Annotated in this window: 21 protein-coding genes and 1 tRNA gene; 15 read left to right on the forward strand and 7 right to left on the reverse strand. The window is 72.2% G+C overall.

Features of this window, described 5'->3' with window-relative positions; genetic code table 11:
• Positions 1-371: 371 nt before the first annotated feature.
• Both TR50_RS15450 and TR50_RS15455 read left to right on the forward strand, forming a co-directional pair.
• Positions 372-1,607, forward strand: coding sequence for a phosphodiester glycosidase family protein (locus TR50_RS15450; RefSeq protein WP_042420853.1), 1,236 nt, complete (start codon positions 372-374; stop codon positions 1,605-1,607).
• A complete protein-coding gene (locus TR50_RS15455) occupies positions 1,604-2,590 on the forward strand; it encodes a decaprenyl-phosphate phosphoribosyltransferase (protein WP_084700339.1) in 987 nt (328 codons plus the stop codon). The genes TR50_RS15450 and TR50_RS15455 overlap by 4 nt, the downstream gene beginning before the upstream one ends.
• A 70-nt stretch (positions 2,591-2,660) precedes the next feature.
• On the opposite strand, the gene TR50_RS15460 is transcribed toward TR50_RS15455, so the two are convergent.
• The 3 genes from TR50_RS15460 to TR50_RS15470 form a co-directional block, all read right to left on the reverse strand.
• Positions 2,661-3,620: a cation diffusion facilitator family transporter gene (locus TR50_RS15460; RefSeq protein WP_042420855.1), complete on the reverse strand. Its 960-nt coding sequence runs from the start codon at positions 3,618-3,620 to the stop codon at positions 2,661-2,663.
• A 141-nt stretch (positions 3,621-3,761) separates the two neighbouring features.
• Complete coding sequence (locus TR50_RS15465) at positions 3,762-4,205, reverse strand: universal stress protein (protein WP_042420857.1); 444 nt, start codon at positions 4,203-4,205, stop codon at positions 3,762-3,764.
• Positions 4,206-4,330: 125 nt separating this feature from the next.
• On the reverse strand, positions 4,331-4,645 hold the full coding sequence (locus TR50_RS15470; RefSeq protein WP_042420859.1) for a chorismate mutase: 315 nt from the start codon (positions 4,643-4,645) through the stop codon (positions 4,331-4,333).
• 89 nt (positions 4,646-4,734) lie between these two features.
• Here TR50_RS15470 and TR50_RS15475 point away from each other — a divergent pair.
• The 4 genes from TR50_RS15475 to TR50_RS15490 all read left to right on the forward strand — a co-directional run bounded on the left by TR50_RS15475 (position 4,735) and on the right by TR50_RS15490 (position 6,966).
• Positions 4,735-4,808: transfer RNA gene (locus tag TR50_RS15475), tRNA-Lys, on the forward strand.
• 76 nt (positions 4,809-4,884) lie between these two features.
• Positions 4,885-5,730 (forward strand): putative protein N(5)-glutamine methyltransferase, encoded by an 846-nt coding sequence (locus tag TR50_RS15480; protein ID WP_152648414.1) that lies wholly within the window; start codon positions 4,885-4,887, stop codon positions 5,728-5,730.
• A 217-nt stretch (positions 5,731-5,947) separates the two neighbouring features.
• Entirely contained in the window at positions 5,948-6,460 is a 513-nt protein-coding gene (locus TR50_RS15485) for a hypothetical protein (RefSeq protein ID WP_052441019.1), read from the forward strand.
• 77 nt (positions 6,461-6,537) lie between these two features.
• Positions 6,538-6,966: a hypothetical protein gene (locus TR50_RS15490; protein WP_152648415.1), complete on the forward strand. Its 429-nt coding sequence runs from the start codon at positions 6,538-6,540 to the stop codon at positions 6,964-6,966.
• Between the two features lie 72 nt (positions 6,967-7,038).
• On the opposite strand, the gene TR50_RS15495 is transcribed toward TR50_RS15490, so the two are convergent.
• Positions 7,039-8,283, reverse strand: coding sequence for an MFS transporter (locus TR50_RS15495; RefSeq protein ID WP_042420864.1), 1,245 nt, complete (start codon positions 8,281-8,283; stop codon positions 7,039-7,041).
• A 351-nt stretch (positions 8,284-8,634) separates the two neighbouring features.
• On the opposite strand from TR50_RS15495, the gene TR50_RS15500 reads away from it, so the two are divergent.
• From TR50_RS15500 to TR50_RS15515, 4 genes are all read left to right on the forward strand, one after another.
• Positions 8,635-9,432, forward strand: a complete 798-nt coding sequence (locus TR50_RS15500) for a VOC family protein (protein ID WP_042420866.1) — start codon at positions 8,635-8,637, stop codon at positions 9,430-9,432.
• Positions 9,433-9,499: 67 nt separating this feature from the next.
• Entirely contained in the window at positions 9,500-9,925 is a 426-nt protein-coding gene (locus TR50_RS15505) for an OsmC family protein (RefSeq protein ID WP_042420868.1), read from the forward strand.
• A 243-nt stretch (positions 9,926-10,168) separates the two neighbouring features.
• Positions 10,169-12,073, forward strand: a complete 1,905-nt coding sequence (locus TR50_RS15510; protein WP_236654429.1) for a putative bifunctional diguanylate cyclase/phosphodiesterase — start codon at positions 10,169-10,171, stop codon at positions 12,071-12,073.
• A 132-nt stretch (positions 12,074-12,205) separates the two neighbouring features.
• Positions 12,206-13,681 carry a glycoside hydrolase family 26 protein gene (locus TR50_RS15515; RefSeq protein WP_063775070.1) on the forward strand — a complete coding sequence of 492 codons (1,476 nt, stop codon included), beginning with the start codon at positions 12,206-12,208 and terminating at the stop codon, positions 13,679-13,681.
• Here the strand turns inward: TR50_RS15515 and TR50_RS15520 are convergent.
• A complete protein-coding gene (locus TR50_RS15520) occupies positions 13,659-15,293 on the reverse strand; it encodes an APC family permease (RefSeq protein ID WP_084700341.1) in 1,635 nt (544 codons plus the stop codon). The genes TR50_RS15515 and TR50_RS15520 overlap by 23 nt on opposite strands.
• 371 nt (positions 15,294-15,664) lie before the next feature.
• Between TR50_RS15520 and TR50_RS15525 the strand changes: the two genes are divergently transcribed.
• From TR50_RS15525 to TR50_RS15535, 3 genes are all read left to right on the forward strand, one after another.
• The gene (locus tag TR50_RS15525) at positions 15,665-17,401 is read left to right on the forward strand and encodes a cholesterol oxidase substrate-binding domain-containing protein (RefSeq protein ID WP_042420870.1); all 1,737 of its coding nucleotides are present in this window, start codon (positions 15,665-15,667) and stop codon (positions 17,399-17,401) included.
• A 44-nt stretch (positions 17,402-17,445) separates the two neighbouring features.
• On the forward strand, positions 17,446-18,192 hold the full coding sequence (locus TR50_RS15530; RefSeq protein ID WP_042420872.1) for a crotonase/enoyl-CoA hydratase family protein: 747 nt from the start codon (positions 17,446-17,448) through the stop codon (positions 18,190-18,192).
• Between the two features lie 578 nt (positions 18,193-18,770).
• Complete coding sequence (locus TR50_RS15535) at positions 18,771-21,125, forward strand: serine/threonine-protein kinase (RefSeq protein WP_042420874.1); 2,355 nt, start codon at positions 18,771-18,773, stop codon at positions 21,123-21,125.
• Between the two features lie 34 nt (positions 21,126-21,159).
• On the opposite strand, the gene TR50_RS15540 is transcribed toward TR50_RS15535, so the two are convergent.
• Both TR50_RS15540 and TR50_RS15545 read right to left on the reverse strand, forming a co-directional pair.
• Complete coding sequence (locus tag TR50_RS15540; RefSeq protein ID WP_042420882.1) at positions 21,160-21,783, reverse strand: FMN reductase; 624 nt, start codon at positions 21,781-21,783, stop codon at positions 21,160-21,162.
• Between the two features lie 100 nt (positions 21,784-21,883).
• Positions 21,884-22,987, reverse strand: a complete 1,104-nt coding sequence (locus TR50_RS15545; RefSeq protein ID WP_042420884.1) for an LLM class flavin-dependent oxidoreductase — start codon at positions 22,985-22,987, stop codon at positions 21,884-21,886.
• Between the two features lie 116 nt (positions 22,988-23,103).
• Here TR50_RS15545 and TR50_RS15550 point away from each other — a divergent pair, with 116 nt between their 5' ends.
• Complete coding sequence (locus tag TR50_RS15550) at positions 23,104-23,889, forward strand: MerR family transcriptional regulator (RefSeq protein ID WP_439654224.1); 786 nt, start codon at positions 23,104-23,106, stop codon at positions 23,887-23,889.
• Between the two features lie 88 nt (positions 23,890-23,977).
• Positions 23,978-24,475: a macro domain-containing protein gene (locus TR50_RS15555; RefSeq protein WP_042420888.1), complete on the forward strand. Its 498-nt coding sequence runs from the start codon at positions 23,978-23,980 to the stop codon at positions 24,473-24,475.
• Positions 24,476-24,484: the final 9 nt, after the last annotated feature.

Genomic DNA, 24,484 nt, shown 5'->3' on the forward strand with positions numbered 1-24,484 from the left:
CCCCCCCTCCCCCCCCGGGCCGGCGGGGACGCGGCCCGCCAGGCCGCTCCGGCATGCGGCTCCGGCACCCGCCTCCGATCGGCGGCCCAGTCTCGGACCTACCGACCGTCACAGCCGCGCCGCACCGCGCCGCGCCGCGCGCCCGCCCGCCCGCCCTGCGGGCAGCAGACGCCGCTCAGCTGCGGGTTTTCTGCGGGGCGTCAGGTCGGGTAACACGGACCGCCTAGCAGAACAGGCGGTTCCGGTTCCGGATTCCTAGCGTGGACTGAGACGGCCGTCGGTGACCCTCGTCACACCGCGCCCACCGCGGTGGCCGCCACTCCCTCCCGTCCTCAGCGCGCCTCGGCGCGCCCGGCTGGAAGTAGGTCCGCGTGGGTGTACCAGCGTCGCCCGAGTCCGTCTCGGAGAACCCCGCCGAGGAGCCCGCGCCGTCGGAGGGGGGACCGACGCCGCCGAAGCGGCAGCGCTTCCGCCGGACCCGCCGAATACTCCGGCTGCGCAGCGTGCGCGCCGTGCTCGCGCTGTTCGCAGTCTTCTTCGCCTGGCTGTGCTGGTCCGTCGGCTCCGCCCTGGCCGCGCCCGGCGACGACAGCGTCGTCGCGCGCGTGGCGGAGTGGGCCCGTGATCACCACCTCGGTCCGGTGGTGACCTTCCTGGAGGACCAGCAGTACAAGGCCCACCCGCCGAAGATCGGCGGCAAGCCGACCATGGCACTGGCCCCGAACGGCGAGCCGGTGCAGAACAACACCTCGAACCGGCCCGCGTTGAAGCCCATCGTGCCACCGCGGCTGGTCTCCCCGGCGGGCGCACCGCTGCCGGGTGAGGGCACCTGGCAGACCCTCGAGAACGTCGACGGCACCCCCGCCCTGCTCGGGGCCTTTCTGCGGCCGGACAACGAACACACCTCCTACGTGGCGGCGGTGGTCTCCATGGACGAGCGCCTGGTGCGCTTCACGCTCCACCCCGGCCAGTCCGACCCCGGCCCAGGCGACTGGGGCGTGCCGTTCTCGATCCCGACCGGGCAGCGCACCGGCCTGCTCGCCACCTTCAACGGCGGCTTCAAGGTGATCGACGACGAGGCCCAGGGCGGCTTCTACCTCAACGGGACCACCCGCGGCAGCCTTCACGACGGCGCGGCCTCACTGGTCTTCACCAAGGACGGCCGGGTCACCGTCGCCGACTGGGGCCGTGACGCCACCCTGACGTCGACCGTCACCGGTGTCCGGCAGAACCTCAAGCTGATCGTCGATCACGGCAAGGTCCCCGAGAGCGTCGACTCCAACGTCGAGAGCGGCTGGGGCCTGACCATCGCCGGCAAGTACTTCGTCTGGCGCTCCGGGGTCGGCGTGACCAACGACGGGCGCCTGCTCTTCGCCTACGGCCCCGCGCTCTCCGTGCGCACCCTGGCCGACCTGCTGGCGAGCGCGGGCGCGGTACGCGCGATGCAACTCGACATCAACCCCGCGTGGATGTCCTTCATGTACTACAAGCCGCAGCCGAACGCGGCCGACCCGACGCCGGTCAAGCTGCTGCCGGACCAGGAGCGCCCGGCCAACCGGTACTACGAGGACACCAGTCGCGACTTCACCGCGGTGTACGCGCGATGAGCGCCCCACAGCCCATCCGGCCGGTGCCGCCGGTGCCCCCGATCCCGCTGGACGTCGACGCGGTCCGCCGGGGCGCCTGGGTCCGCGTGCCGTCCGCCCTGCTGCGGACCGCACGGCCACGGCAGTGGGTCAAGAACCTGCTGGTCTTCGCCGCGCCGCTGACGGGTTCGGAGCTCACGGCCCGCCAGTTCGAGGCCCGCGGCGGCAGCGCGCTGGGCGGCGCGGCGCTGGCCTTCGTGGTCTTCACGCTGGCCTCGTGCGCGGTCTACTTCGTCAACGACACCGTCGACGCCGAGCGCGACCGGCAGCACCCGCGCAAGTGCCTGCGTCCCATCGCCTCCGGCGAGCTGAGCGAGAGCACGGCGGTGACCGTCGCCGGGGTCTGCCTGGCCGCAGCCCTGACCCTCAGCCTGGCCGCGCCCGGCTACGGCCTGACCGTCGCGGTGACGGCGTACCTGGTCACCTCGTTCCTCTACAGCCTCGGCCTGAAGCACCTGGCGGTGCTGGAGCTGACGCTCGTCGCGTCCGGGTTCGTGCTGCGGGCCCTGGGCGGCGCGGCGTCCTCGCAGGTGCCGCCGTCCGGCTGGTTCGTGCTGGTGTGCAGCCTGGGCGCGCTGCTGGTGGCCACCGCCAAGCGGCACACGGAACTCGCCGGCCTGGGCGGTCCGGCCGCCGCGCACCGTCCCTCGCTGCGGCACTACACGGCCCCGGGCCTGCGGATCGCGCAGCGGGTGATCGCTCTGGCGATGGTCGCGGCATACCTGGCCTGGGCCCTGATGGAGCGCGACGGGCACGAACGGGTCTGGCATGTGGCGACCGCGGTCCCCCTGCTCGGCGCGCTCATCCGCTTCGACCGGCTGACCTCGCACGGGACCACCAGCCACATCGAGGACCTGCTGATCCGGGACACCCCGATGATCCTGCTGGAACTGTGGTGGCTGGTGTTCTTCGCCGTCGGCTTCGCGGCCCCCGCGATGACGTGACCGGCGATGACGTCACCGGCGATGACGTGACGGGCGATGACGTGACGACCCCCGGCGGGCTGCCGAAGCGTCAGCGGCCGCCGGGGGTCGCCGCCGGGTCGGGGCCGGCGGCGGCCTCCGCCTCGCTGTAGAGGTCCGGTTCGAGGTAGATGACCCGAGCCGTGGGCTCCGCCGAACGGACGCGCGCCTCGGCCGCGTTGATGGCGGCGGCGATGCGCCGGGCGTCCGCGTCCGCGGGCACGGCGATCTTGGCGGCGACGAGGAGCTCCTCGGGACCGAGGTGCAGCGTACGCATGTGGATGACCCGGTCCACGTCCGGCCCGTCCACCAGTGCGGCCTGCACCCGCGCCACCACCTCCGGGCCCGCGCCCTCCCCCAGCAGCAGCGACTTCGTCTCGACCGCCAGCACCAGGGCGATGCAGACGAGCAGGGCGCCGATGCAGACGGTGCCGACGCCGTCCCAGACGCCGTTCCCCGTCAGCACGGCCAGGCCGACGCCGAAGAGCGCGAGGCACAGGCCGATCAGCGCGCCGAAGTCCTCCATCAGCACCACCGGCAGCTCAGGGGCCTTGGCGGTGCGGATGAATCGGCGCCAGGACTGACGGCCCTTCAGCGACCGGGCCTCTCCGATCGCGGTGCGGAAGGAGAACCCCTCGGCGATCACGGCGAAGAGGAGCACGCCCACCGGCCAGTACCAGGCGTCGATCGGGTGCGGGTGACGGATCTTCTCGAAGCCCTCGTAGAGGGCGAAGACGCCGCCGATGGTGAAGAGCACCACGGAGACGAGGAAGCCGTAGACGTAGCGCTCGGCGCCGTAGCCGAACGGGTGCGCCTCGTCGGCCTCGCGGCGGGAGCGGTGTCCGCCGAAGAGGAGCAGCACCTGGTTGCCGGAGTCGGCGAGCGAGTGCACGCCCTCCGCGAGCATCGACGAGGAGCCGCTGAACGCGAACGCGACGAACTTGGACACCGCGATCGCGACGTTGGCGCCGAGGGCCGCGAGAACCGCCCTCGTACCTCCGGAGGCGCTCATGGACGAAGGACTCCCGTCATGCTCCGAGCTGCATTCTTACCGCTCTTACTTACCTGGGCGGGCAACACCGTAGAGCATGCCGCCGTGCGACGGCGAGGTCGGCCCTCTCCCGGCGGCTGGTCACAGCACCACGCGGGCAGGTCACGGCACCACGGTGACCGGCCAACGGCCCGCCTTGACGAGTCGGACGCCGACCGAGCCGACGAGCCGGTGCCCGGCCTTCTCGGAGGCGCCGATCACCACGCCGTCGGCCTTGAGCTGGTCGGCGAGGTCGACGATGCCCTGGTACGGGTCGCCGGGCTGACTGTAGAACTCCCAGCGGATCCGCTCGTCCTCCGGCATCCGCTCGGCCGCGTCGCGGATCTCGGCGAGGAGCTTGTCCGCGACCTCCTGCTCCGCCTGCAGAACGGCCGCGCCGACGTCCGCGCCGCCCATCGCGTTCAACGGCTGCACGTAGACCAGCGCGAGCTTGGCCCCCTGCCGCCGGGCCAGACCCGCGGCGTACGCGGCCGCCCGCATCGACGAGTCCGAGCCGTCGATCCCCGTCACGATCACCGACGGCCCGTCCGTGCCGAGCTCGAACATTGCACCCTCCACCCCTGGCGGCCTCTAGTGTCCGCTTCGACCCTACGCCGAAGATCGTCCGACCGCCGGGAGCGGGGGCGGATCCGTGTGATCCGCCGCGTCAGTCCTCCGCGTCGTCCTCGTCGTCAGTCCTCGGCGGCGATCTGCTCGTGGTGGCGGATCACCTCGGCGATGATGAAGTTGAGGAACTTCTCCGCGAAGGCCGGATCCAGGCGCGCTGCCGAGGCGAGATCGCGCAGCCGCTCGATCTGCTCGCGCTCGCGCGCGGGATCGGCGGGCGGCAACCGGTACTCGGCCTTCAGCCGGCCGACCTGCTGGGTGCACTTGAAGCGCTCCGCCAGCATGTGCACGATCGCGGCGTCGATGTTGTCGATACTGCCGCGCAGGCGCTCCAGCTCAAGCTGCGCGCGCGGGTCGACCTCGGCGTGGCTCTCGGACATGCACTCCCCTGTGGGCCGGTCTGGATGGGCCGCCAGGATACCGATTCGGCATTTCCCCGGGGTTCCTGTAATGTCTTCCACGTCAGCAGGCGCCGCTAGCTCAGTTGGTTAGAGCAGCTGACTCTTAATCAGCGGGTCCGGGGTTCGAGTCCCTGGCGGCGCACAGACGGTTGGAGGGCTCCTCCGCTTCGGCGGGGGAGCCCTCCGGCGTTTCTCCTCCCGACCGCAGGATGACGTTGATGGCTGCCCCTTCCGACTCCCCCCTCTTCCCCGACGTCGTCACGCGGTTGCGTGCCGCGGGGTGCGTCTTCGCGGAGGAGGAGGCGGAGCTGCTGGTCGCGGCGGCCGCCGACGCGGCGACGCTCGACGCGCTGGTGCGGCGCCGGGCGGAGGGCGAACCGCTGGAGTACGTGCTGGGCTGGGCGCGCTTCTGCGGGCTGCGCATCGAGGTCGACCCCGGCGTCTTCGTGCCCCGTCCGCGGACGGAGTTCCTCGTCGCGTGCGCGGCCGAGGCCGCGCCCGGCGCCTCCGTGATCGTGGATCTGTGCTGCGGTAGCGGCGCGTTGGGCGTCGCGCTGGCCGCACGCCTGGGCGCACCGGCGCGTGCTCTGGAGCTCTGCGCGGCGGACCTCGACCCGGCGGCGGTCCGCTGCGCGGCCCGTAACATCGACCGCTTCGGCGGACAGGCGTTCCAGGGCGACCTCTTCGCGGCCCTGCCGCAGACGCTGCGCGGACGGGTGGACGTCCTCCTCGCCAACACCCCCTATGTCCCCTCGGACGAGATCCCGTTCCTGCCGGCCGAGGCCCGCGAGCACGAGGCCCGGATCGCCCTGGACGGCGGTGCGGACGGCCTCTCGGTGATGCGCCGGGTCGCGGCGGAGGCACGGGACTGGCTGGCGCCGGGCGGCGTCGTGCTGGTGGAGACGAGCGAGCAGCAGCGCGAGGGTGCGGCGGCGGCGTTCGTCGCGGGCGGACTGGAGGCGACGGCGTCGTCGTCGGAGGAGTTCTGGGCGACGGTCGTCCTGGGGCGGCGAGGCGTCGCCTCCGCAGGGGAATGCACTCCCATTCGTACGAAACCCGAATAGCGGACCCCCCGGACGGGGGGAATGCATCCCCCGATCAGCGGGGGTTGCGGGCGCCGCTTTCCCGCGCCTCGGCGGGGAAATTCGGGCAAACACCGCCGACCTGGATCGGCCACCTCAGGGGAACCTCAAACTTCGGCGACATGCCTTGTCACGCGCGACGCTCTGCCCCTAGGTTCCTCATGCGCCCAGGGGGGGTGCATTGAGAGAAAGAGCGACAATGCGCAAGATAATCGGTCTGGCGACGGCACTTTCATCCGCCGCCGCATTCACGGTCGTCGCCGGGGGCGGCACCGCGATCGCTGCTCCCACGTTGTGCCCGCCGGACACGGGCGTCGCCATCACCTCGCATTCCTCGTACTTCATCGGTACGGCGAACGTGTTCAAGGACGGCCCCGGCGGCACCATCCAGGTGAGCGTGACCCGGGCGTCGACGCTGACCGCCAGCCTCTCCTCGACCGCCGAGGTGTCCGTCAGCGACGTGATCAGCTCCGCCAAGCTCTCCGTGAGCGCCAGCATCACCAGCTCCGTCGCGGTGACCGTCGGGCACACCTACACGCACAACATCACGGCGAACAAGTACGGGAACGCCCAGTACGGCTCGTGGGGCTACAAGGTGGGCTGGGAGAAGACCCGCGACAACGGCAACTGCACCGTCACCGTCCTGGCCTCGGGCACCGCGATCCTGCCGGTCTCGTCGGTCGGCTGGAAGTACTGGGAAACCTCGTCGTGACCCCCCGGGCTCAGCGCCGCGCTCGACGCCACGCCGGGCGTGGCGGCGCGACCCTCGGCGCCGTCGCGCTGGCCGCCATGGTCGCGCTGGTGAGCGGCTGCAGCGGGTCGACCACGGACCAGGCGCACGGCACTCCCGCGCCGCAGCCGACGACGAGCGCCAAGGCGGTCCCGCTCGACGAGGCGGCGAAGCCGGCCCTGGCCCTGGTTCAGCAGTACGTACCCGCAGGCTTCAACGCGGTCCCGGTGGCCTCGGAGTACGACTGGGCGCGTAACGCGGGGCAGCGGATCTCGGAGAACCTGAGCGGAGAAAGCGCGCTTCAGGTGGCCTGCTCCGGCACCGGTTCGGTGTCTTTCACGCTGCATTCCGCGGCAGGGGAGACCAGGCACGGGATTTCCTGCGGAAAGGCGACGACCATTCAGTTCAAGGGGAATCTCGACGCGGTCATCGACGGCGCCGCATCGAATTCCGGCGTCGTCGCATGGCGGGTTCTTCCGGCCGCCTGACACGGTTTCACCCCGTGCAAAAGCAGCCCCCGTCCACGTGAACTGTGGACGGGGGCTGCCTCGGCCGTGCTGTCAGTGCGACGCGTGCACCGGCTCCGGCCGGGACGAGGCGATCGTGCGGGTTCCCGCCGACGGGACGAGCAGGCCGCGGAAGACGACCAGCGCGACGAAGCCCAGCGCGGCACCCGCCGCCGGGACGAGGAAGCCCGCGGACGCGCCGTGGGCGTCGATGAGGCGACCCGCGACCGTCGAGCCCAGCGCCAGGCCGAGGCCGATCGCTCCGGTCAGCCAGGTGAACGCCTCCGTCTTCGCACCGGCGTCGACGAGGGTCTCGACCAGCGTGTACGCGGAGATCAGCGTCGGGGCGATCGCCAGGCCGCAGCAGAACGCCGCCACCGCCAGGGTGAGCAGGTTCGGCATCGCCCACAGCGTGGACGTGCCGACGACCAGCGCTCCGTACGCGGCGAGCAGCCGGGCGCGGGGCGAGCGCTTCCAGCTGACGGCGCCGAACGCCGTGCCGGCGATGACGCTGCCGGCGGCGAAGAGGCCGTAGACGACGCCGCTGAGGCCGGCCTTGCCGGCCGCCTCGCTGGCGGCGGTGATGGAGACCTGGAGCGCACCGAAGACCGAGCCGACGCCGAGCAGTGCCACGACGAGCAGGCGCACGCCGGGACGGGACAGGGCCGAGCCGGAGCCCGCGCCCTCGGCCGCGCGGACCGGCGGCGCGGTGCGCCGCTGCGCGGCGAAGGCCAGGCCGCCGAGGACGGTGAGCGCGGCCTCCGCGGTGAGGCCCGCGGCGGGAGCGACGACGGTGCAGAGCGTGGTGGCGAGCACCGGCCCGAGAACGAAGGTCAGCTCGTCCGTGACGGACTCGAAGGCGAAGGCCGAGGAGACCGCCTCGGGGCGACCGTCCAGGGCGTGCAGCCAGCGGGCGCGGACCATGGCGCCGATCTGCGGCAGCGACGCGCCCGCGAGGCCTGCGGCCAGGAACAGCGTCCAGACCGGCGCGCCCGAGAGCGCCAGCACGATGAGGGCGACGACGGAGGCGCCGTGCAGTGCCAGACAGGGGAGCAGCACGGGGGCCTGGCCGCGGCGGTCGGCGAGGCGGCCGGTCAGCGGCGCGCCGACGACCTGGGTGATCGAGGCGACGGCGGCGACGGCGCCGGCGGTGGTGTAGGAGTGGGTGGTGTCCAGCACGAGCAGGACCGTGCCGAGCCCGAGCATCGCGTAGGGCATGCGCGCGACGAAGGCCGGGAGCAGGAAGGTCCAGGCGCCGGGGGTGCGCAGCAGCGCACCGTAACCGAACGGACGGGCCATGTGGGGAGGTCTCTCCGCTGCCTGGTGGCGCGCGGGAGCATAAGGGTGGTGCCCCGGGCGCCGAGGGTCGTCCTCTGGTGCGTCGACCGGGGTAGATACCGCGCGCCTCGCCGGGGAATGGCGATGGCCGCGGCCGCCGAGCGGTCTAGCCGACTCTGCTTCAGGCAGATGTAGCTGGTCTCGGTAGATCTGCCGACCAGTGTAGCGGATACAGGGTGACGCGCGTAGACCCGCCGTCGTCCGGACCCTCGGTGACCGGACGGACGCGTGCGGTTGCGGGGCGTTCACGCCCCGGGAATCGTGGCTTTCGTTCCGACCCACCACACACTCCCGCACCTCCCGGAGGGCCCCATGCCCGACGTCAGCTCGTATCCCGACGGCGCCCCCTGCTGGGCGGACCTGAACGCCCCCGACCTGGAGAGCGCCCGCCGCTTCTACGGCGCCGCGCTGGGCTGGGAGTTCCAGGACAAGGGCCCCGAGTACGGGCACTACACGATGTGCCTGTGGAAGGGGAAGCCCGTCGCCGCGCTGATGCCGCCGCCGCCCAGCGCGGAGGGGCTGGCCCCGGCGTGGAACGTCTACCTGCGCACGAGCGACGTCGACGCCACGATCGCCGCCGTCGAGGCGGGCGGCGGGAAGATCGCGATGGGACCGCACGACGTGCCCGCCGCCGGACGGCTGGCCTTCGCCTTCGATCCGCAGGGAGCCTCCTTCGGGCTCTGGCAGCCGGAGGGCCACGAGGGCGCCGCCCTCTACGGGGAGCCGGGCGCGATGTGCTGGAACGAGGTCTACACGACGGCCGGCGGTGCGGCCGACGCGTTCTACGCCGGGCTCTTCGACTACAAGCAGGTCCAGATCGGCGACGGCACCAACTTCGACTACACCACCTGGACCCCGGCCGGCGCCGACCGCCAGGTGTGCGGCAGGCTCCGGTCCACCGACCCGGCGCACGAGCTGGCGGCGGGCGGCGGGCAGCCGTTCTGGTCCGTCTACTTCGCCGTGGCGAAGGTGGACGAGACCGCCGAGCAGATCACCGCACTCGGCGGCTCGGTCCTGCACGGCCCCTTCGACTCGCCCTACGGGCGGCTGTGCGTGGTCCGTGACCCCTCGGGCGCGCACTTCTCCGTCATGACACTCGCGGCGCGGTGATCCGGTCTGCGCCCGTCCGCTCCTAGGATGGGCGACGGCCTGTCACCAGCACCGAACGGAGGCCCTCGTGGCCACGACCCGCACCGCGCACACGACCTGGGAAGGCAACCTGCAGGAGGGCAAGGGCCTCGTCGCCATGAAGTCCTCCGGGATCGGGGAGTTCCCGGTCTCCTGGCCCTCGCGGGCCGAGCAGGCGAACGGGAAGACCAGCCCGGAGGAGCTGATCGCCGGAGCGCACAGCGCCTGCTTCTCCATGGCCCTCTCCTTCGGCCTCAGCAACGCCGGCACCCCGCCGACCAAGCTGGAGACCACCGCCGACGTGACCTTCCAGCCCGGCACCGGCATCACCGGCATCCACCTGACCGTGGTGGGCACCGTGCCCGGCCTGGACGAGGCCGGCTTCGCCAAGGCGGCGGAGGACGCCAAGGCCAACTGCCCGGTCAGCCAGGCCCTGAGCGGCACGACCATCACCCTGACCGCCTCCCTGGCCTGACGCCGCTTCCGCCCCGCCCCGGGCCCCGCGCGCCCCGAGCCGCGGTTGCCCGGGGCCTGGTACGCCCCCGTGGGGCTGGTAGGCGAAGACCTACACCCGAAGCGCCGCACGCACTGAGGAATCCCCCGGTCGTTCGCCGGAAATGGTGAACATGAGCGCATGTGTACCGCTTATGCCCCCGCAGGGGTGAATCGGCCCCGGAACGCTGGATTGGTTCCGGCACCGCTGCCTACGATCGCCACCGTGCGTAGTGGCCCGTCCGGTCCCCCCGGCTCTCCCGAGGACATCGGCGCCCTCAGCGCCTTCGGCGCTCTGGACGCCCTCGGCGAGCGAATGACGCTCGGAGATCTGGAGGGCCTGGACCGGCTGGAGGAGTTCCGGCCGCCCGGCGCGAACGCGCCCGGTGCGGTGGGTGAGCGCAGGGGCCCGGTGGATCGGCGCAGTCTCGAGGACGCGCTGCGGGCCAGCGAGAACCGCTTCCGGGCGGCCTTCGTCGACGCCGGCATCGGCATGGCGCTGGTCGACCGGGACGATCTGATCATCGAGGCCAATCCGGCCCTGGCCGAGATGCTCGGGCACACCGTGCCCGAGCTGATGCGGATGCACATTCATCAGCTGATGGACGTGGAGGAGCGCGCCCGCCACCTCTACCGGAAGCTCGTGCGGGGCGAGCGGGACCGGGTGCGGCTGGAGAAGCGGCTGCGGCACAGCCAGGGCCACGCGGTGTGGACGAACATCACCGTCTCCCTGATCCGGGATTCGACGGGCGAGCCGCTCTACACGCTCGCCATGGTGGAGGACGTCTCCGAGGCACGGCGCCTGGGAGACCGGCTCCAGTACCAGTCGATGCACGACCCGCTGACCGGGCTGCCGAACCGGGCGCTCTTCTTCGAGCGGCTGGCGGACGCCTGCGCCGAGGCCGACCAGCGGATCGGGCTCTGCTACCTGGATCTGGACGGCTTCCAGGCGGTGAACGACACGCTCGGCCACCCCGTCGGGGACGAGCTGCTGGTGGCCGTGGCGCGCCGGCTGGAGCAGCGGTTCTCGCCGCGTGGCCATCTGGTCGCGCGCGTGGGCGGGGACGAGTTCGCGGTGCTGGTTCCGCGCAGCGCGGGCGCGGAGGAGCTGACGGCCCTGGCGGCGGAGGTCGTGGAGATCCTCGGCGCTCCCTACGACCTGGAGGAGCGGCGGGTGGCCGCCACGGCCAGCGTCGGCGTGGTGGAGCGGCCCGTCCCGGGCACCTCGCCGACGGAGCTGGTCCGGGACGCGGACGCGACGCTGTGCTGGGCGAAGTCGGACGGGCGCTCGCGCTGGGCGCTCTACGATCCCGAACGGATCGCCACGCAGATGACACGTCAGGTCCTGGCCACGACGATGCGGCCGGCCCTGGAGCGCGGCGAGTTCCTGCTGGAGTACCAGCCCCTCGTGGAGCTGGCGACCGGCCGGCTGCAGGGTGTCGAGGCGCTGGTGCGCTGGCGGCATCCGGAGTTCGGCCGCCTCGCGCCGGATCGTTTCATCCAGATCGCCGAGGAGACCGGCGCGATCGTCCCCCTGGGCCACTGGGTCTTGGAGGAGGCGTGCCGCCAGACACGCGCCTGGCTCGACCGCTTCCCCGAGGCGCAGCTGCTGGTCAGCGTCAATCTGGCGGCCCGTCAGTTCCGTGACTCCGACATGGTCGCGGACGTGGCGGAGGTCCTCGGCCACACCAGGCTCCCCTCCCGGCTGCTGCAGCTGGAACTGACGGAGAGTGCCGTCATGGGCCCCGCGGGCCGCCCCGTGGAGGCGCTGCACGCGCTGGACGCGATGGGCGTGCGGATCGCGATCGACGACTTCGGCACGGGTTACTCGAACCTGGCGTACCTCAGCCGCCTTCCGGTGCACGTGCTGAAACTGGCGAAGTCCTTCGTCGAGGGATTCCGCGCGGAGCCGTACGGCGCCGAGGAGACGACCGGGGACGCGGTGGACGAGAAGATCGTCACGGCGCTGGTGCGCCTGGCGCACGTGCTCGGCATCACGGTGACCGCGGAGGGCGTGGAGAGCGCGGGGCAGGCCGAACGGCTGCGGCTGACCGGCTGCGACTCGGCCCAGGGCTGGCACTTCGGCAAGGCCGTCCCTGCGGAGGAGATCACCCGCTTGCTCGCCGGATGAGTCCCGCCGCGGGGGCGACCGGGCAGGCAGCGGGCTCGGCCGTGCCGCGAGTACCCCCGAACGGGTGAGGTGTGACACCTGTTCAGCTTGCACGGACAGCACTGACGGTTCATCAGTCCATAGGCTGAAAGCATGTCACAGCGTCGTCTGCTCGCGGTCCTGGCTCTCGCCATGAGCGTGCTGCTGCTCGCCTTCGTGGCCGGAGCGTGGGAGTTGGCCCCCACGGCCGGCCCGGGTGCGGGCCGGGTCCGGAGCGGGGACGCGATGCCCTGGGACGAGGACGCGTCGGCGTGGTCGGACCCGACCGTGCTGCCCGCGCACGCGGTGCCCTTCGGGGCGTTCGTCGGCTCCGACTTCGCGGCCGACCGGCAGACGCAGCTCTCGGACTGGCTGAACAGGGCGGACCTTCAGGTCGGGCACACCTACCTGCCGGGCAACAGCTGGTCCGACATCGAGGGCTCGCCCTCGCTCCTCGCGCCCTGGGCGCAGTGGCGGCTGGCCCGTCCGGACCGGATCTTCGTGCTGGCCGTGCCGATGCAGGCGCAGAACGAGGGGGACCTCGACGACGACGAGGTCGCCATGCTGCTCCAGCAGGCGGCGTCCGGGGCCGACGACACCCACTTCCTCACCCTGGCCCGACGTCTGGTCGCGCTCGGCCTGCCGGACACCGTGATCACGCTCGGCTGGGAGATGAACGGCGTCACCTACTCCAGCCGCTGCGGCCCGGACCCGGCCGACTGGAAGGCCTACTGGCGCCGGATCGTCAATGTGATGCGCAGCGTCCCGGGGCAGGAGTTCCGCTTCGACTTCACTCCGAACCGGGGCCCGGACGCGCACCCGTGGACGGACTGCTACCCGGGCGACGACGTCACCGACGTCATCGGGACGGACAACTACGACCAGGGCCCCGGCGACAGCTTCGCCGACTACGTGACGGAGCAGTACGGGCTGCTTGACCAGGTGCGTTTCGCCGCACGGCACCACAAGCCCGTCTCCTACCCGGAGTGGGGCATGTTCCGGCACGGCGACGATCCGCGGTTCATGCGCGACATGATCGACTGGATCGAGACGCACGACACGCTGTACCAGACGATCACCGACTACTGCCCGCACGGCGTGCTCAACTGCGACGCCAACCCGGAGTCCAGCGCGGTCTACCAGCAGATGATGTCGCATCAGCCGCCGCCGCTGCCCACGCCGTCCGCCGGCCCGTCCGGCTCCCCCTCCGCATCCGCGTCCGCATCCGCCATCGCGTCCGCGTCGGCGTCCGCGTCGGCGTCCGCCTCCGTGTCGGCCTCGGCGTCACCGTCCGTCTCCTCGTCGGCCGCCCCTTCCGCCTCCCCGTCCGGGTCGCCGGGCGCGGTGCCGAGCGCGGGCGCGAGCGTCGGGGCGAGCGGGAGCGCCTCCCCGGGCCGGGGGACGAGTGCGACTGCGAGCCCGAGCGGACCCGCTCAGGCGAGCCCGACGCCGTCGCCGAGCCTGTCCTGCCACCGTCGGCGGGACGTCGACCCCTGCGCGGGCCTGCGGTCCCGCCGTCCGGACGGGCGTATCCCGGCTGCCGTGACGCCGCCCGCCGTGCCCCGGGTCAAGCTTCCGGGTCGCTCCTGACGTCGAGCGCGGCGACCTCCGCCTCGGTGGCCGCGCTCACCGGAACGTCCGGGTGGCGGAACCAGGAGCCCTGGACTGCCCACTGGATCAGCATCAGCACGAAGCCGATCAGCAGGGAGCCGATGCCGATCACCGAGACCCCGCCCACCTTGCCCCAGGGCATGGTGACCGTGGTGCTGCCGTAGTCGGGCGCGGCGTAGACGTCGAAGGCGGCGTAGCAGAAGAAGTAGAGCAGCATCAGGCCGCCGAGCAGCGGCAGGATGCCCTTGAACCACAGGTCGCGCGCGCTGCGCCGGAGCACCTTCCGGAAGTACCAGAAGCAGGCGAACCCCGTCAGCCCGTAGTAGAAGGCGATGCCGAGTCCGACCGAGGAGATCGAGTCGGTGAGCACGTTGGTGCTGATCCGGGTCAGCAGCACGTAGAAGGCGATCGAGATCACGCCCATCCCCACCGTCGACCAGGTCGGTGTCGCGAACCGCGGGTGCACCCGGCCGAAGCGCTCGGGGATCGCCTTGTGCAGGGCCATGGAGAAGCTGGTGCGCGCGGTCGGCAGGATCGTGGTCTGGGTCGAGGCCGCGGCCGAGGTCAGCACCATGAAGATCAGCAGCTTGGAGAGGAACCAGCCGAAGCCCGTGGTGCCGAACACGGCCCCGCCGAGGCCGGAGAGCACGTCGCCGGAGTTGTCCGGATTGCCCAGGCCGATGCCCTTGTCGCCGACGCCGGCGAAGGCCTGCGAGGCGGTGGAGACCAGGGCGTAGATGAGCAGCAGGATCACGGTGGAGAGCACGGCCGCGCGGCCCGGCGTGCGGGTCTTGTCGGCGGTCTCCTCGTTGACCGAGACGGCGGTGTCCCAGCCCCAGTAGATGAAGACGGCGGAGAGGATGCCCGCGGTCAGCGCGCTGGCTGTCGGCACCTGGAAGGGATTGAACCAGGAGCCCGAGATGTGGATCGCGGTGCCGGGCGGGTGGCTGCCGTAGACCTTGACCAGGGCGGTCACCGAGAGCAGCACCAGCATGGCGACCTCGAGGCAGAGCAGCACACGCTGGAGCGCGGCGGAGATCTCGATGCCGATGTAGCAGATGAAGGTCATCAGGACGATCCAGACCACCCCGGCCACGGTCGTCCACAGGGTGCTCGACGCCAGGTTGGCGTGCCCGACGAGCTGGAAGCCGTAGGAGCCGGCGATCTGGGCCAGATTGGCCATGACGATGATGTCGGCGACGATGATGCCCCAGCCGCCCATCCAGCCGGTCCGCGGTCCGAACGCGCGGGCAGCCCAGGTGAAGGTCGTGCCGCAGTCGGGGTCGACCGAGTTCATCTCCTTGTACGCGTATGCGATGAGCAGCATCGGGATGAACGCCAGGATGGTGATGATCGGGGCCTGGAGGCCCACCCCGGCCACGATCAGGCCCAGGGTGGCGGCGAGGCTGTACGCGGGGGCGGTGGAGGCCAGGCCGATCGCCACCGAGGAGAACAGTCCCAGGGCGTTGCCCTTGAGCCCTTTCTCTCCGGAGCCCGAGCCGGAGACCTCGCCCGGTGCGATGACGACCGCCGCCCCGGGGGCGTGATCCGGGCCCGAGGGGCCTTCGGGAGGCGGAACGGAAGCACTCATGTGACCCTCCATGCGAACGCGTCGCCCGGCCCGTGGCACTGTCGGACGGGTGGCCATGGGGCGTTTTCGGTTGTTTAGGGCTAATCCTCCCTCTTAGGGCACCCAATCCGCATGGGCGACCGCATTGACTTCTTCGGCGTGGCGGCCGACTCTCGGCTGCACCCATCGCCACCCGACTGTCCCGCCGTGCCCCGCATCGCCGGCGTGACGCCCGCGCGGGACCGCACCGCCCGGCGCTTTCATCCACTCCATTTCGCCGTGCGTCGGCGTGCGCCCCGGCCGGCCGGGTCCCTCCACGTCCCAAGGTCGAAAGCCTCGGCTGCGATGCCGCGTGCGGCTGTGCTCCCACCCGAGCCAATCGGAGGACAGTCATGGATCAGCACGACCGCGCGCGCCTGTCGCGTCGCGCCTTCCTCGGCGCGACCGCGGCCGGCGCCGCCCTGGGAGCCGTCTCGTGGACGCCCGCCTTCAGGGTGACCCCCGCGGAGGCGGCCACCGCGGCTCCCCCGAACTTCCCCGCCTCGATCCCCGTCTACCAGCAGGCCTTCCGCAACTGGTCCGGGGAGATCCAACTGAACCCGACCTGGACCTGCGCGCCGACCAGCCCGAACGACGTGGTGACCCTCGCCAACTGGGCAAGCGCCAACGGCTGGCGGCTGCGCGCCATGGGCATGGGCCACGGCTGGTCGCCGCTGCTGGAGCCGAACGGGGCCGCCGGCGACATCGTGCTCGTCGACACCACCCAGCACCTCACCGCCGTCACGGTGAACCCCGGCTCCCCCGCCAGCGTGACCGCGCAGGCCGGGATCACCATGGTGAACCTGCTGACCGCGCTGGAGGGCGCGGGCTACGGCCTGACCAACACCCCCGCCCCCGGCGACCTGACCCTCGGCGGCGTGCTCGCCATCGACGGACACGGCACCTCCGTCCCCGCGAACGGCGAGACGCCGCTCGCCGGCAAGACGTACGGCACGGTCAGCAACCTGGTCGTCTCGCTGACGGCCGTGGTCTGGGACCCGGGCAGCAACGCCTACGTGCTGAAGACGTTCCAGCGCAACGACCCCGACATCGGCGCCTTCCTGGTCCACCTGGGCCGCGCCTTCGTCACCGAGGCCACGCTGCGGGTCGGCGCGAACCAGCGGCTGCGCTGCGTCTCCACGTACACCACCCAGGTCACCGACCTGTTCGCGCCGCCCGCCTCGGCCGGGTCCAGCTCCTTCGCCGCGCTCGTGCAGCAGAGCGGCCGGGTGGAGACGATCTGGTTCCCCTTCACGACCGTGCCGTGGCTGAAGGTCTGGTCGGTCTCCCCGAGCAAGCCGTGGTTCTCGAAGGAGGTGGACAGCCCCTTCAACTACAGCTTCTCGGACTCGGTCAGCAGCCAGGAGTCGCAGTACATCTCCGACATCGTGGCCGGGAACGTCTCGGTGACGCCCACCTTCGAGAACCTGGAGATGAGCATCGTCGGCTCCGGGCTGATCGTCACCGGCACCTGGGACATCTGGGGCTGGGCCAAGAACACCCAGCTGTACGTGCGCCCGACGACCTTGCAGGTGACCGCGAACGGCTACACCATCCTGTGTCGGCGCGCCGACATCCAGCGCGTCGTCAGCGAGTTCTACAGCTATCTGAGCGGGCGGCTGAGCACGTACGCGGCGGCCGGTCAGTACCCCATGAACGGCCCGTGGGAGGTCCGTGTCACCGGCCTCGACCACGCCGCCGACTGCGGCGTCCCGGGCGCGGTGGAACCGCTGCTGAGCGCGCTGAGACCGAGACCCGACCAGCCCCAGTGGGACACGGCGGTCTGGATGGACCTGCTGACGATCCCCGGCACGCCGCAGTCGCAGCAGTTCTACCGCGAGACCGAGCAGTGGGTGCTCTCCAACTACACGGGCAGCTACGCGGCGGTGCGCGCGGAGTGGTCGAAGGGCTGGGCCTACTCCGGCGCCGCCGCCTGGGCCGATCCGACCGTGCTCGGCAGCGTCATCCCCGCGTCCTACCGCGCCGGCCAGCCCGCGTCCGCCAACTGGGACACCGCGCTGGCGACGCTGGACCGCTACGACCCCGGCCGGGTCTTCTCCAACTCCTTCCTGGATACCCTGCTGCCCTGATCGCGCCTGACTGCCAGGCGCGCACGATCACACGGGTGGTACGGGTGAACGCAGTACGGATCGAACGCTCCGGGCCGGTGTGGACCGTGGTCCTCTCCCGCCCGGAGCGGCGCAACGCCGTGGACGGCCCGACCGCGGACGCGCTGTACCGCGCGTTCGCGGAGTTCGACGCGGACGCGAGCGCGTCGGTCGCCGTCCTGTGGGGCGAGGGCGGCACGTTCTGCGCCGGCGCGGACCTCAAGGAGGCCGACGGCCCGCGGGGCAACACCCTCTCCCCCGACGGCCCCGGCCCGATGGGCCCCAGCCGGATGCGCCTGGGCAAGCCCGTCATCGCGGCGGTCGCCGGCCACGCGGTGGCCGGCGGACTGGAGTTGGCCGCCTGGTGCGACCTGCGGGTGGCCGCGGAGGACGCGGTCTTCGGGGTCTTCTGCAGGCGCTGGGGCGTCCCGTTGATCGACGGCGGCACCGTCCGTCTGCCGCGCCTGATCGGCGCGGGCCGCGCGATGGACCTGATCCTCACCGGCCGTGAGGTCCCGGCGACGGAAGCGCTGGCGATCGGGCTGGTCGACCGCGTCGTCCCGGCGGGGACGGAACGGCAGGCGGCGGAGGATCTCGCCCGCGAGATCGCCGCTCTGCCTCAGACCTGCCTGCGCAACGACCGCCTCTCGGCCCTGGAGGCCGAGGACCTCCCCGAGCAGGCGGCACTGGCCAACGAGTTCCAACGCGGCATGTCCACCCTCCAGTCCGAGGGCCTCCCCGGCGCCGCCGCGTTCCGAAACCGACGCGGCTGACAACGAACCGCGAGGCCGAGACACACGCTGCGGCGGAGCCGCAGGCCGGGAGACGGGCCGAGGGGCGAGGGCGAGCGGCGAGCGGCGAGACGGGAGGGAGGCAGGCCCGAGAGTCGAGGGCGACGCCGGGCGACGGAGGCGGGGATCAGGACGGCACGACCAAGCCAGCGCCCCGAGCCAGGCCGGCAAGCCAGGCGGGAGCCGAGGGCCAAGGCCGAGCGGCGCACCCGGCGACGGAGCCGCAGGCCGAGCGACGAGGCGACACCAAGCGACCGCGCTGGCGGGAACCAGCGCGGCCCGACCAAGCCAGCGCCCCGGCCAGGTCGGCAGGCCAGGCGGGAGACGGGGCGTGAGACGGGGCGGGTGGGGGGCTCGAGGTCGGAGGGGTGGGGTCTCAGCTCGCCCGGGGCGAGTTCCGGCGGGAGGGCCGGAGGGCGGCTGACGTGGGGACATGTCCGTTGTCCCGAGGCTGGATCGGACTGCTTGCGCGGGCGCCAGGCACCCCGGTTCGTCGTGTGATCCGTGCGGCCTAGAATCTGCGCCGGACGTAGCCACGAAGACTCGACGGGGGACCCGCCATGCAACCGCTCGAAGCTGACGATCCAGCAACCATCGGCCCGTACAGACTCGTCGCGCGGCTCGGAGCCGGAGGGATGGGGCGGGTGTACCTCGCCCGGAGCGCGGGCGGGCGGACCGTCGCGGTGAAGGTGGTGCGCGCGGACCTCGCCGACAACCCCGACTTCCGCGACCGCTTCCGGCGCGAAGTCGCCGCCGCGCAGAGCGTGGACGGCGCGTACACCGCGCCGGTCGTGGACGCGGACCGGGACTCCGCGACGCCGTGGCTGGCCACCGCTTACGTCCTCGGGCCCTCCCTGACGGAGGCCGTGGCTGGCTACGGGCCGCTGCCCGAGCACACCGTGCGGGCGCTCGGGGCCGTCCTCGCGGAGGCGCTGCGGGCCATCCACGGGGCGGGCCTGATCCACCGTGACCTGAAGCCGTCGAACGTGCTGTTGGCGGCCGACGGGCCGCGCGTCATCGACTTCGGCATCGCCCGCGCGCTGGACGGCGCCGGGGTGGCGCTGACCAGCACCGGCGTCGTCGTGGGCTCTCCCGGCTTCATGTCGCCCGAGCAGGCGTCGGGCGGGAAGGTGGGGCCGGAGGGCGACGTCTTCTCGCTCGGTTCGGTGCTGGCCTTCGCCGCGACGGGTCGCGGCCCGTTCGGGCACGAGTCCGCGGCCTCGCTGCTCTACCGCGTGGTGCACGAGCCCGCGGAGCTGGACCAGGTGCCGGACGCGCTGCGCGAGGCCGTCGGCGCCTGCCTGGCGAAGGACCCTGCGGCGCGTCCGACCCCCGCCCAGCTGGTGCGGATGCTCGCCCCCGAGGGTGCGGCCGCGCTGCTCCAGGGCGGCTGGCTGCCCGCCCAGGTCGCCTCCGGTATCGCTCAGCACGCGGCCCGCGTGATGGAGTTGGAGACGCCCGCGCCGACCGCGCCGCCCGTGGACCCGCGTACCGGTGCGGGGGCCGGGTCGGAGGCGGGCCGGGCTCAGGGCCAGGACAGCGGGACGGTGGTCCTCGGCGCCGGCGGGAACGCGGCGGCGGACGGCACGGTCATCCTGGGTACGGGTACGGGTACGGGTACGGGAGCCGGAACGGGCGCAGGCGCGGGCGCGTCGGGAGGTTCCGGCGTCGCCGCCGCCTCGACGCCCTCGCGGCGCAAGGTGCTCTACGGCGCGGTCGGCGCGGTGGCCGTCGTGGCCGCGGGCGGCGGGGTGGCGCTGGCCATGTCGAACAAGAACTCCCCCAAGCGCAAGCACACCGACTCCGACACCACGACCACCGTCCCCTCGGCGCAGCCCACGCGCCCGCCGGGTGTCGCGCCCACGCCGATCTGGACGTACCAGGCGAACCAGAAGGTCGACTCCCCGCCGGTGGTGCTCGGGAAGCAGCTGCTGGTCGCCGACGAGAGCCTGGTGGCGCTCGACATGCGGTCGGGAGCCAAGCAGTGGACCGGTCCCGCGCTGCCGGACCTGTTCCAGCAGTCCCCCTTCGGCGTCGGCGGCGGGTTCGTGGTGACCCTGCCGAGCGACGCCATGGAGACGATCGTCGGCCTGGACCCGAGCAGCGGCGGGCAGAAGTGGGCGACGCGGGCCCCCCAGCAGTACAGCCTGCACCAGCTGCTGGGCATCAACGACCAGGCCGCCTTCGTCGTCGCCGAGAAGTACCCGGTGGACGGCAAGGGCAACGTGGTCGTCAACGACAACCCGGAACAGATCGTCATCGCGGTCGACCTGCACCAGCGGAAGCTGCTGTGGGAGCAGCAGCGCAACGTGAAGCCGGGCGACGGCCAGAACGTGCTGGGTTTCGCCACCGCGAAGTACCTGGTCTACACGAACGACAACAACAACGTCGTGGTGCGCGACACCACGACCGGCGCCCAACTGTGGTCGCAGGACTACGGCCTGCCGGGCTTCCCGGATCCTTCGATGCCGCTGCTCGGCGGGGACACGCTCTACCTCTCCGGCACACAGCTGGTCGGCTACGGGCTCGCCAAGGGCGAGAAGCGGATGACCGCGCCCAAGCAGGGCAACGTCGGCTACGGCAATCCGGGCTACCACGACGGCGTCGTCTACTGCACCCTCGGCCTCGGCGAACTCCTGGCGCTGGACGCCCGCAGCGGAAGTCAGCTCTGGTCGTCCCAGGTCCAGCTGAGTCTCAACTCCAGCCCGCTGCTGGTCGTCCAGGACACCCTCTTCTGCACGGTCGCCACCGCCTCGGGCGGCGACGCCGTCGCCGCCTTCGACCGCACCAACGGCCACCTGCTGTGGACCTTCACCGACGGCGGCAGCCAGGACGCCGACTGGTGGTGCGCGACGGACGGCACCCTGCTCTACACCGCCCACGACAACCACGTCTACGCGCTGCCGGCCCGGTGACCCACCGCGTCACCCGGTGTCCCGCGGTGTCCCGCTACGGCAGCCTGAGCGCGGCGAGCTGCTGCTCGAACGGCACGACGTCCGCGAAGGCGTCGGGACGCCGGGTCCGCGCGGGCTGCCGCAGCAGGACGGCCGCCAGCTCGTCGGCCGCACGGTCGATGTGCTGCCGCAGGCCGTTCTGCTCCGCGGAGGCCCAGTCCTCCGAGGCCGCGAAGACGGCCGTGGGCACGACGGCCGCACGCAGGTAGGCGAACAGCGGGCGCAGGGCGTGGTCCAGCGCGAGGGAGTGGCGTGCGGTGCCGCCGGTCGCGCCGAGGAGGGCGGGCTTGCCGGTGAGCGCGCCCTGCTCCAGCACGTCGAAGAAGGACTTGAACAGGCCGCTGTAGGAGGCGGAGAAGATCGGCGAGACCGCGATCACCGCGTCGGCGCCGGTCACCGTCTCGGTCGCGCCCCGCAGCGCCTCGCCGGGGAAGCCGGTCACGAGGTTGTCCGCGATGGGGTGGGCGAGTTCGCGCAGCTCGACGTGCTCGATCAGGACCTCCCGGCCCGCGTCCGCCAGCCGGTCCCGGACCGCCTCGCTGAGGCGGTCCGCGAGCAGGCGCGTCGACGACGGCTGGCTCAGGCCCGCCGAGACCACGGCCAACGTGATGGCTTCCACGACGTTCTCTCCTTCTTCTTGCTTCCTGCTGGTGCTGCGTGCTTCCCGCTGCTGCTGCGCGCTTCCTGCCGGCGCTCGCCGGCGCTAAGCCGACCGCGCCTCAGGACTGGACCGGCTCCGCCTGCGCGGTCGCCTCGTGGGCGGCCAGCAGTGAGGCGTGCGTGGGCGCGTCCGGCACGTCGGCGCCGCGGTTCTCGGCGAACTCGCGACGCAGCACCGGGACGACCTCCTCGCCGAGCAGGTCGATCTGCTCCAGCACCGTCTTCAGCGGCAGGCCCGCGTGGTCGACCAGGAACAACTGGCGCTGGTAGTCGCCCGCGTAGTCGCGGAAGCTCAGCGTCTTCTCGATGACCTGCTCGGGCGTGCCGACGGTCAGCGGGGTCTGCGCGGTGAACTCCTCCAGCGACGGGCCGTGCCCGTAGACCGGCGCGTTGTCGAAGTACGGCCGGAACTCGCGCACCGCGTCCTGCGAGTTGCGGCGCATGAACACCTGGCCGCCGAGGCCCACGATCGCCTGCTCCGGGGTGCCGTGTCCGTAGTGGGCGTACCGGGTGCGGTAGAGCTCGATCATCCGCTCGGTGTGGTCCTTGGGCCAGAAGATGTTGTTGTGGAAGAAGCCGTCGCCGTAGTACGCCGCCTGCTCGGCGATCTCGGGGGAGCGGATCGAGCCGTGCCAGACGAAGGGCGGCACGCCGTCGAGCGGGCGCGGCGTCGAGGTGAAGGACTGGAGCGGCGTACGGAAGCGGCCCTCCCAGTCGACGACGTCCTCACGCCAGAGGCGGCGCAGCAGCGCGTAGTTCTCGACGGCGAGCGAGATGCCGTCGCGGATGTCCTTGCCGAACCACGGATAGACCGGTCCGGTGTTGCCGCGGCCCAGGATCAGGTCGACGCGCCCGTCGGCGAGGTGCTGCAGCATCGCGAAGTCCTCGGCGATCTTCACCGGGTCGTTCGTGGTGATCAGCGTCGTCGAGGTGGAGAGGATGATCCGCTCGGTCTTCGCCGCGATCCAGCCCAGCATGGTCGTCGGGGAGGAGGGCACGAAGGGCGGGTTGTGGTGCTCGCCGGTGGCGAAGACGTCGAGGCCGACCTCCTCGGCCTTCTGGGCGATGGCCACCATGGCCTTGATCCGCTCCCGCTCGCTCGGGGTGCGGCCGGTGGTGGGGTCGGGGGTGACGTCACCGACCGTGAAGATCCCGAACTGCATCGTGCTCACCTCTCATGGCTGGCTCGGCTCGTCCCGGGAGCCAGGTTGTTGAAAATTCAATCATGCTCCACAACATCTGGCCACCCGCCCCCATTCCCGAGCCCGATCCCCGGGGTGTGACAGCGATACTGTTGAGCCCACTGGGCTCGGCGGGCGGGGTGGAGGCACGGTTGGCGGACGAGGCGTGGTTCACGGTTGACGAGTTGGCGGCGCGCGCCGGGATCACGGTCCGCACGCTGCGCTTCTACGCCGCGAAGGGCTTGCTCCCACCGCCCGAGCTGGGCCCGCGCCGGGTCGGCCGCTACGGCCCGGAGCACCTCGGCCGGCTGGAGCTGATCGAGGAGTTGCAGCGCCAGGGTCTGACGCTGGCCGCGATCGAGCGCTACCTCACGCAGCTGCCGGACGACATCGGCTCCCTGGACCTGGCGGTGCACCGCGCGCTCGTCGCCTCCTGGCAGCCGGAGACCGCCGAACGGATCACCCGCGAACAGCTGGAACGCCGGGCCGGCCGACCGCTCACGGACGAGGACCTCAACCGCCTCGCGGCCACGGGCGCGATCCTCCCCCAGCCCCCGGCCGAGGACGGCTCCGTCCCCGTCGACTTCCCCGTCGACCCGGGCCTGCTCCCGCTCGGCCTGCGGATCCTGGACGTGCCGATCCCGTTGGAGACCCTCGTCGCCGCCCGCGCCGTGGTCCGTCTCCACAGCCGCGCCACCGCGCACGACCTGCACCGACTCTTCCGCGACACGGTCTGGCGACCGTTCCGCGCCTCCGAACCGGACCCGGAGGGACTGGAACGGATGAAGGAGCTGACCGCCCATATCGAGCCCTTGGCGGTCCAGGCCCTCGTCACCGCCTTCCAGCGCTCACTGGCCGAGGAGCTGGCCGCCCCGGCGGAGTGAGGGACGGCGGCGCAGTCCTGTCGGCGGGGTTCTGACAGCGGGGTTCTGACAGCGGGATCTGTCAGTGGCGGCCGCTAACGTCTGGACTGTGAACGCGGGGGATGACGGGATCCGCTACCTGCGCGGCGACGCGACGGCGCCGCAGGGCAAGGGACCCAAGGTGATCGCGCACGTCTGCAACGACCTGGGCGGCTGGGGCAAGGGCTTCGTGGTGGCCCTCTCCCGGCGCTGGCCCGAGCCGGAGGCGGCGTACCGGAGATGGCACCGGGAGCGGGCGCGGAACGACTTCGGGCTGGGCGCCGTCCAGCTCGTACCGGTCGGTCGGGCCGAGCAGCAGCTCTGGGTCGCCAACATGGTGGGCCAGCGCGGCATCCGCACCGGCAGCAAGGGTGTGCCCGTGCGCTACGAGGCGATCGAACAGGCGCTGATCAGCCTCGCACCGCAGGTGCTGGAGTTGCGCGCGTCGGTGCACATGCCGCGGATCGGCTGCGGGCTCGCCGGCGGTCGGTGGGAGCGGGTCGAGCCGCTGGTCCGGCATGCCCTCGTCGCGCAGGGCGTGCCGGTCACGGTCTACGACTACGACTGAGCCGCCGGA

It is taken from the genome of Streptacidiphilus anmyonensis (genome assembly GCF_000787855.1).
GTDB classification, from domain to species: domain Bacteria; phylum Actinomycetota; class Actinomycetes; order Streptomycetales; family Streptomycetaceae; genus Streptacidiphilus; species Streptacidiphilus anmyonensis.

Excerpts from the sequence above, each read along its gene's own strand:
- TR50_RS15455 (WP_084700339.1), top strand. The coding sequence starts at position 1,604 with ATGAGCGCCCCACAGCCCATCCGGCCGGTGCCGCCGGTGCCCCCGATC.
- TR50_RS15460 (WP_042420855.1), bottom strand. The coding sequence starts at position 3,620 with ATGAGCGCCTCCGGAGGTACGAGGGCGGTTCTCGCGGCCCTCGGCGCC.
- TR50_RS15465 (WP_042420857.1), bottom strand. The coding sequence starts at position 4,205 with ATGTTCGAGCTCGGCACGGACGGGCCGTCGGTGATCGTGACGGGGATC.
- TR50_RS15470 (WP_042420859.1), bottom strand. The coding sequence starts at position 4,645 with ATGTCCGAGAGCCACGCCGAGGTCGACCCGCGCGCGCAGCTTGAGCTG.
- TR50_RS15480 (WP_152648414.1), top strand. The coding sequence starts at position 4,885 with ATGGCTGCCCCTTCCGACTCCCCCCTCTTCCCCGACGTCGTCACGCGG.
- TR50_RS15485 (WP_052441019.1), top strand. The coding sequence starts at position 5,948 with ATGCGCAAGATAATCGGTCTGGCGACGGCACTTTCATCCGCCGCCGCA.
- TR50_RS15490 (WP_152648415.1), top strand. The coding sequence starts at position 6,538 with ATGGTCGCGCTGGTGAGCGGCTGCAGCGGGTCGACCACGGACCAGGCG.
- TR50_RS15495 (WP_042420864.1), bottom strand. The coding sequence starts at position 8,283 with ATGGCCCGTCCGTTCGGTTACGGTGCGCTGCTGCGCACCCCCGGCGCC.
- TR50_RS15500 (WP_042420866.1), top strand. The coding sequence starts at position 8,635 with ATGCCCGACGTCAGCTCGTATCCCGACGGCGCCCCCTGCTGGGCGGAC.
- TR50_RS15515 (WP_063775070.1), top strand. The coding sequence starts at position 12,206 with ATGTCACAGCGTCGTCTGCTCGCGGTCCTGGCTCTCGCCATGAGCGTG.
- TR50_RS15520 (WP_084700341.1), bottom strand. The coding sequence starts at position 15,293 with ATGAGTGCTTCCGTTCCGCCTCCCGAAGGCCCCTCGGGCCCGGATCAC.
- TR50_RS15525 (WP_042420870.1), top strand. The coding sequence starts at position 15,665 with ATGGATCAGCACGACCGCGCGCGCCTGTCGCGTCGCGCCTTCCTCGGC.
- TR50_RS15535 (WP_042420874.1), top strand. The coding sequence starts at position 18,771 with ATGCAACCGCTCGAAGCTGACGATCCAGCAACCATCGGCCCGTACAGA.
- TR50_RS15545 (WP_042420884.1), bottom strand. The coding sequence starts at position 22,987 with ATGCAGTTCGGGATCTTCACGGTCGGTGACGTCACCCCCGACCCCACC.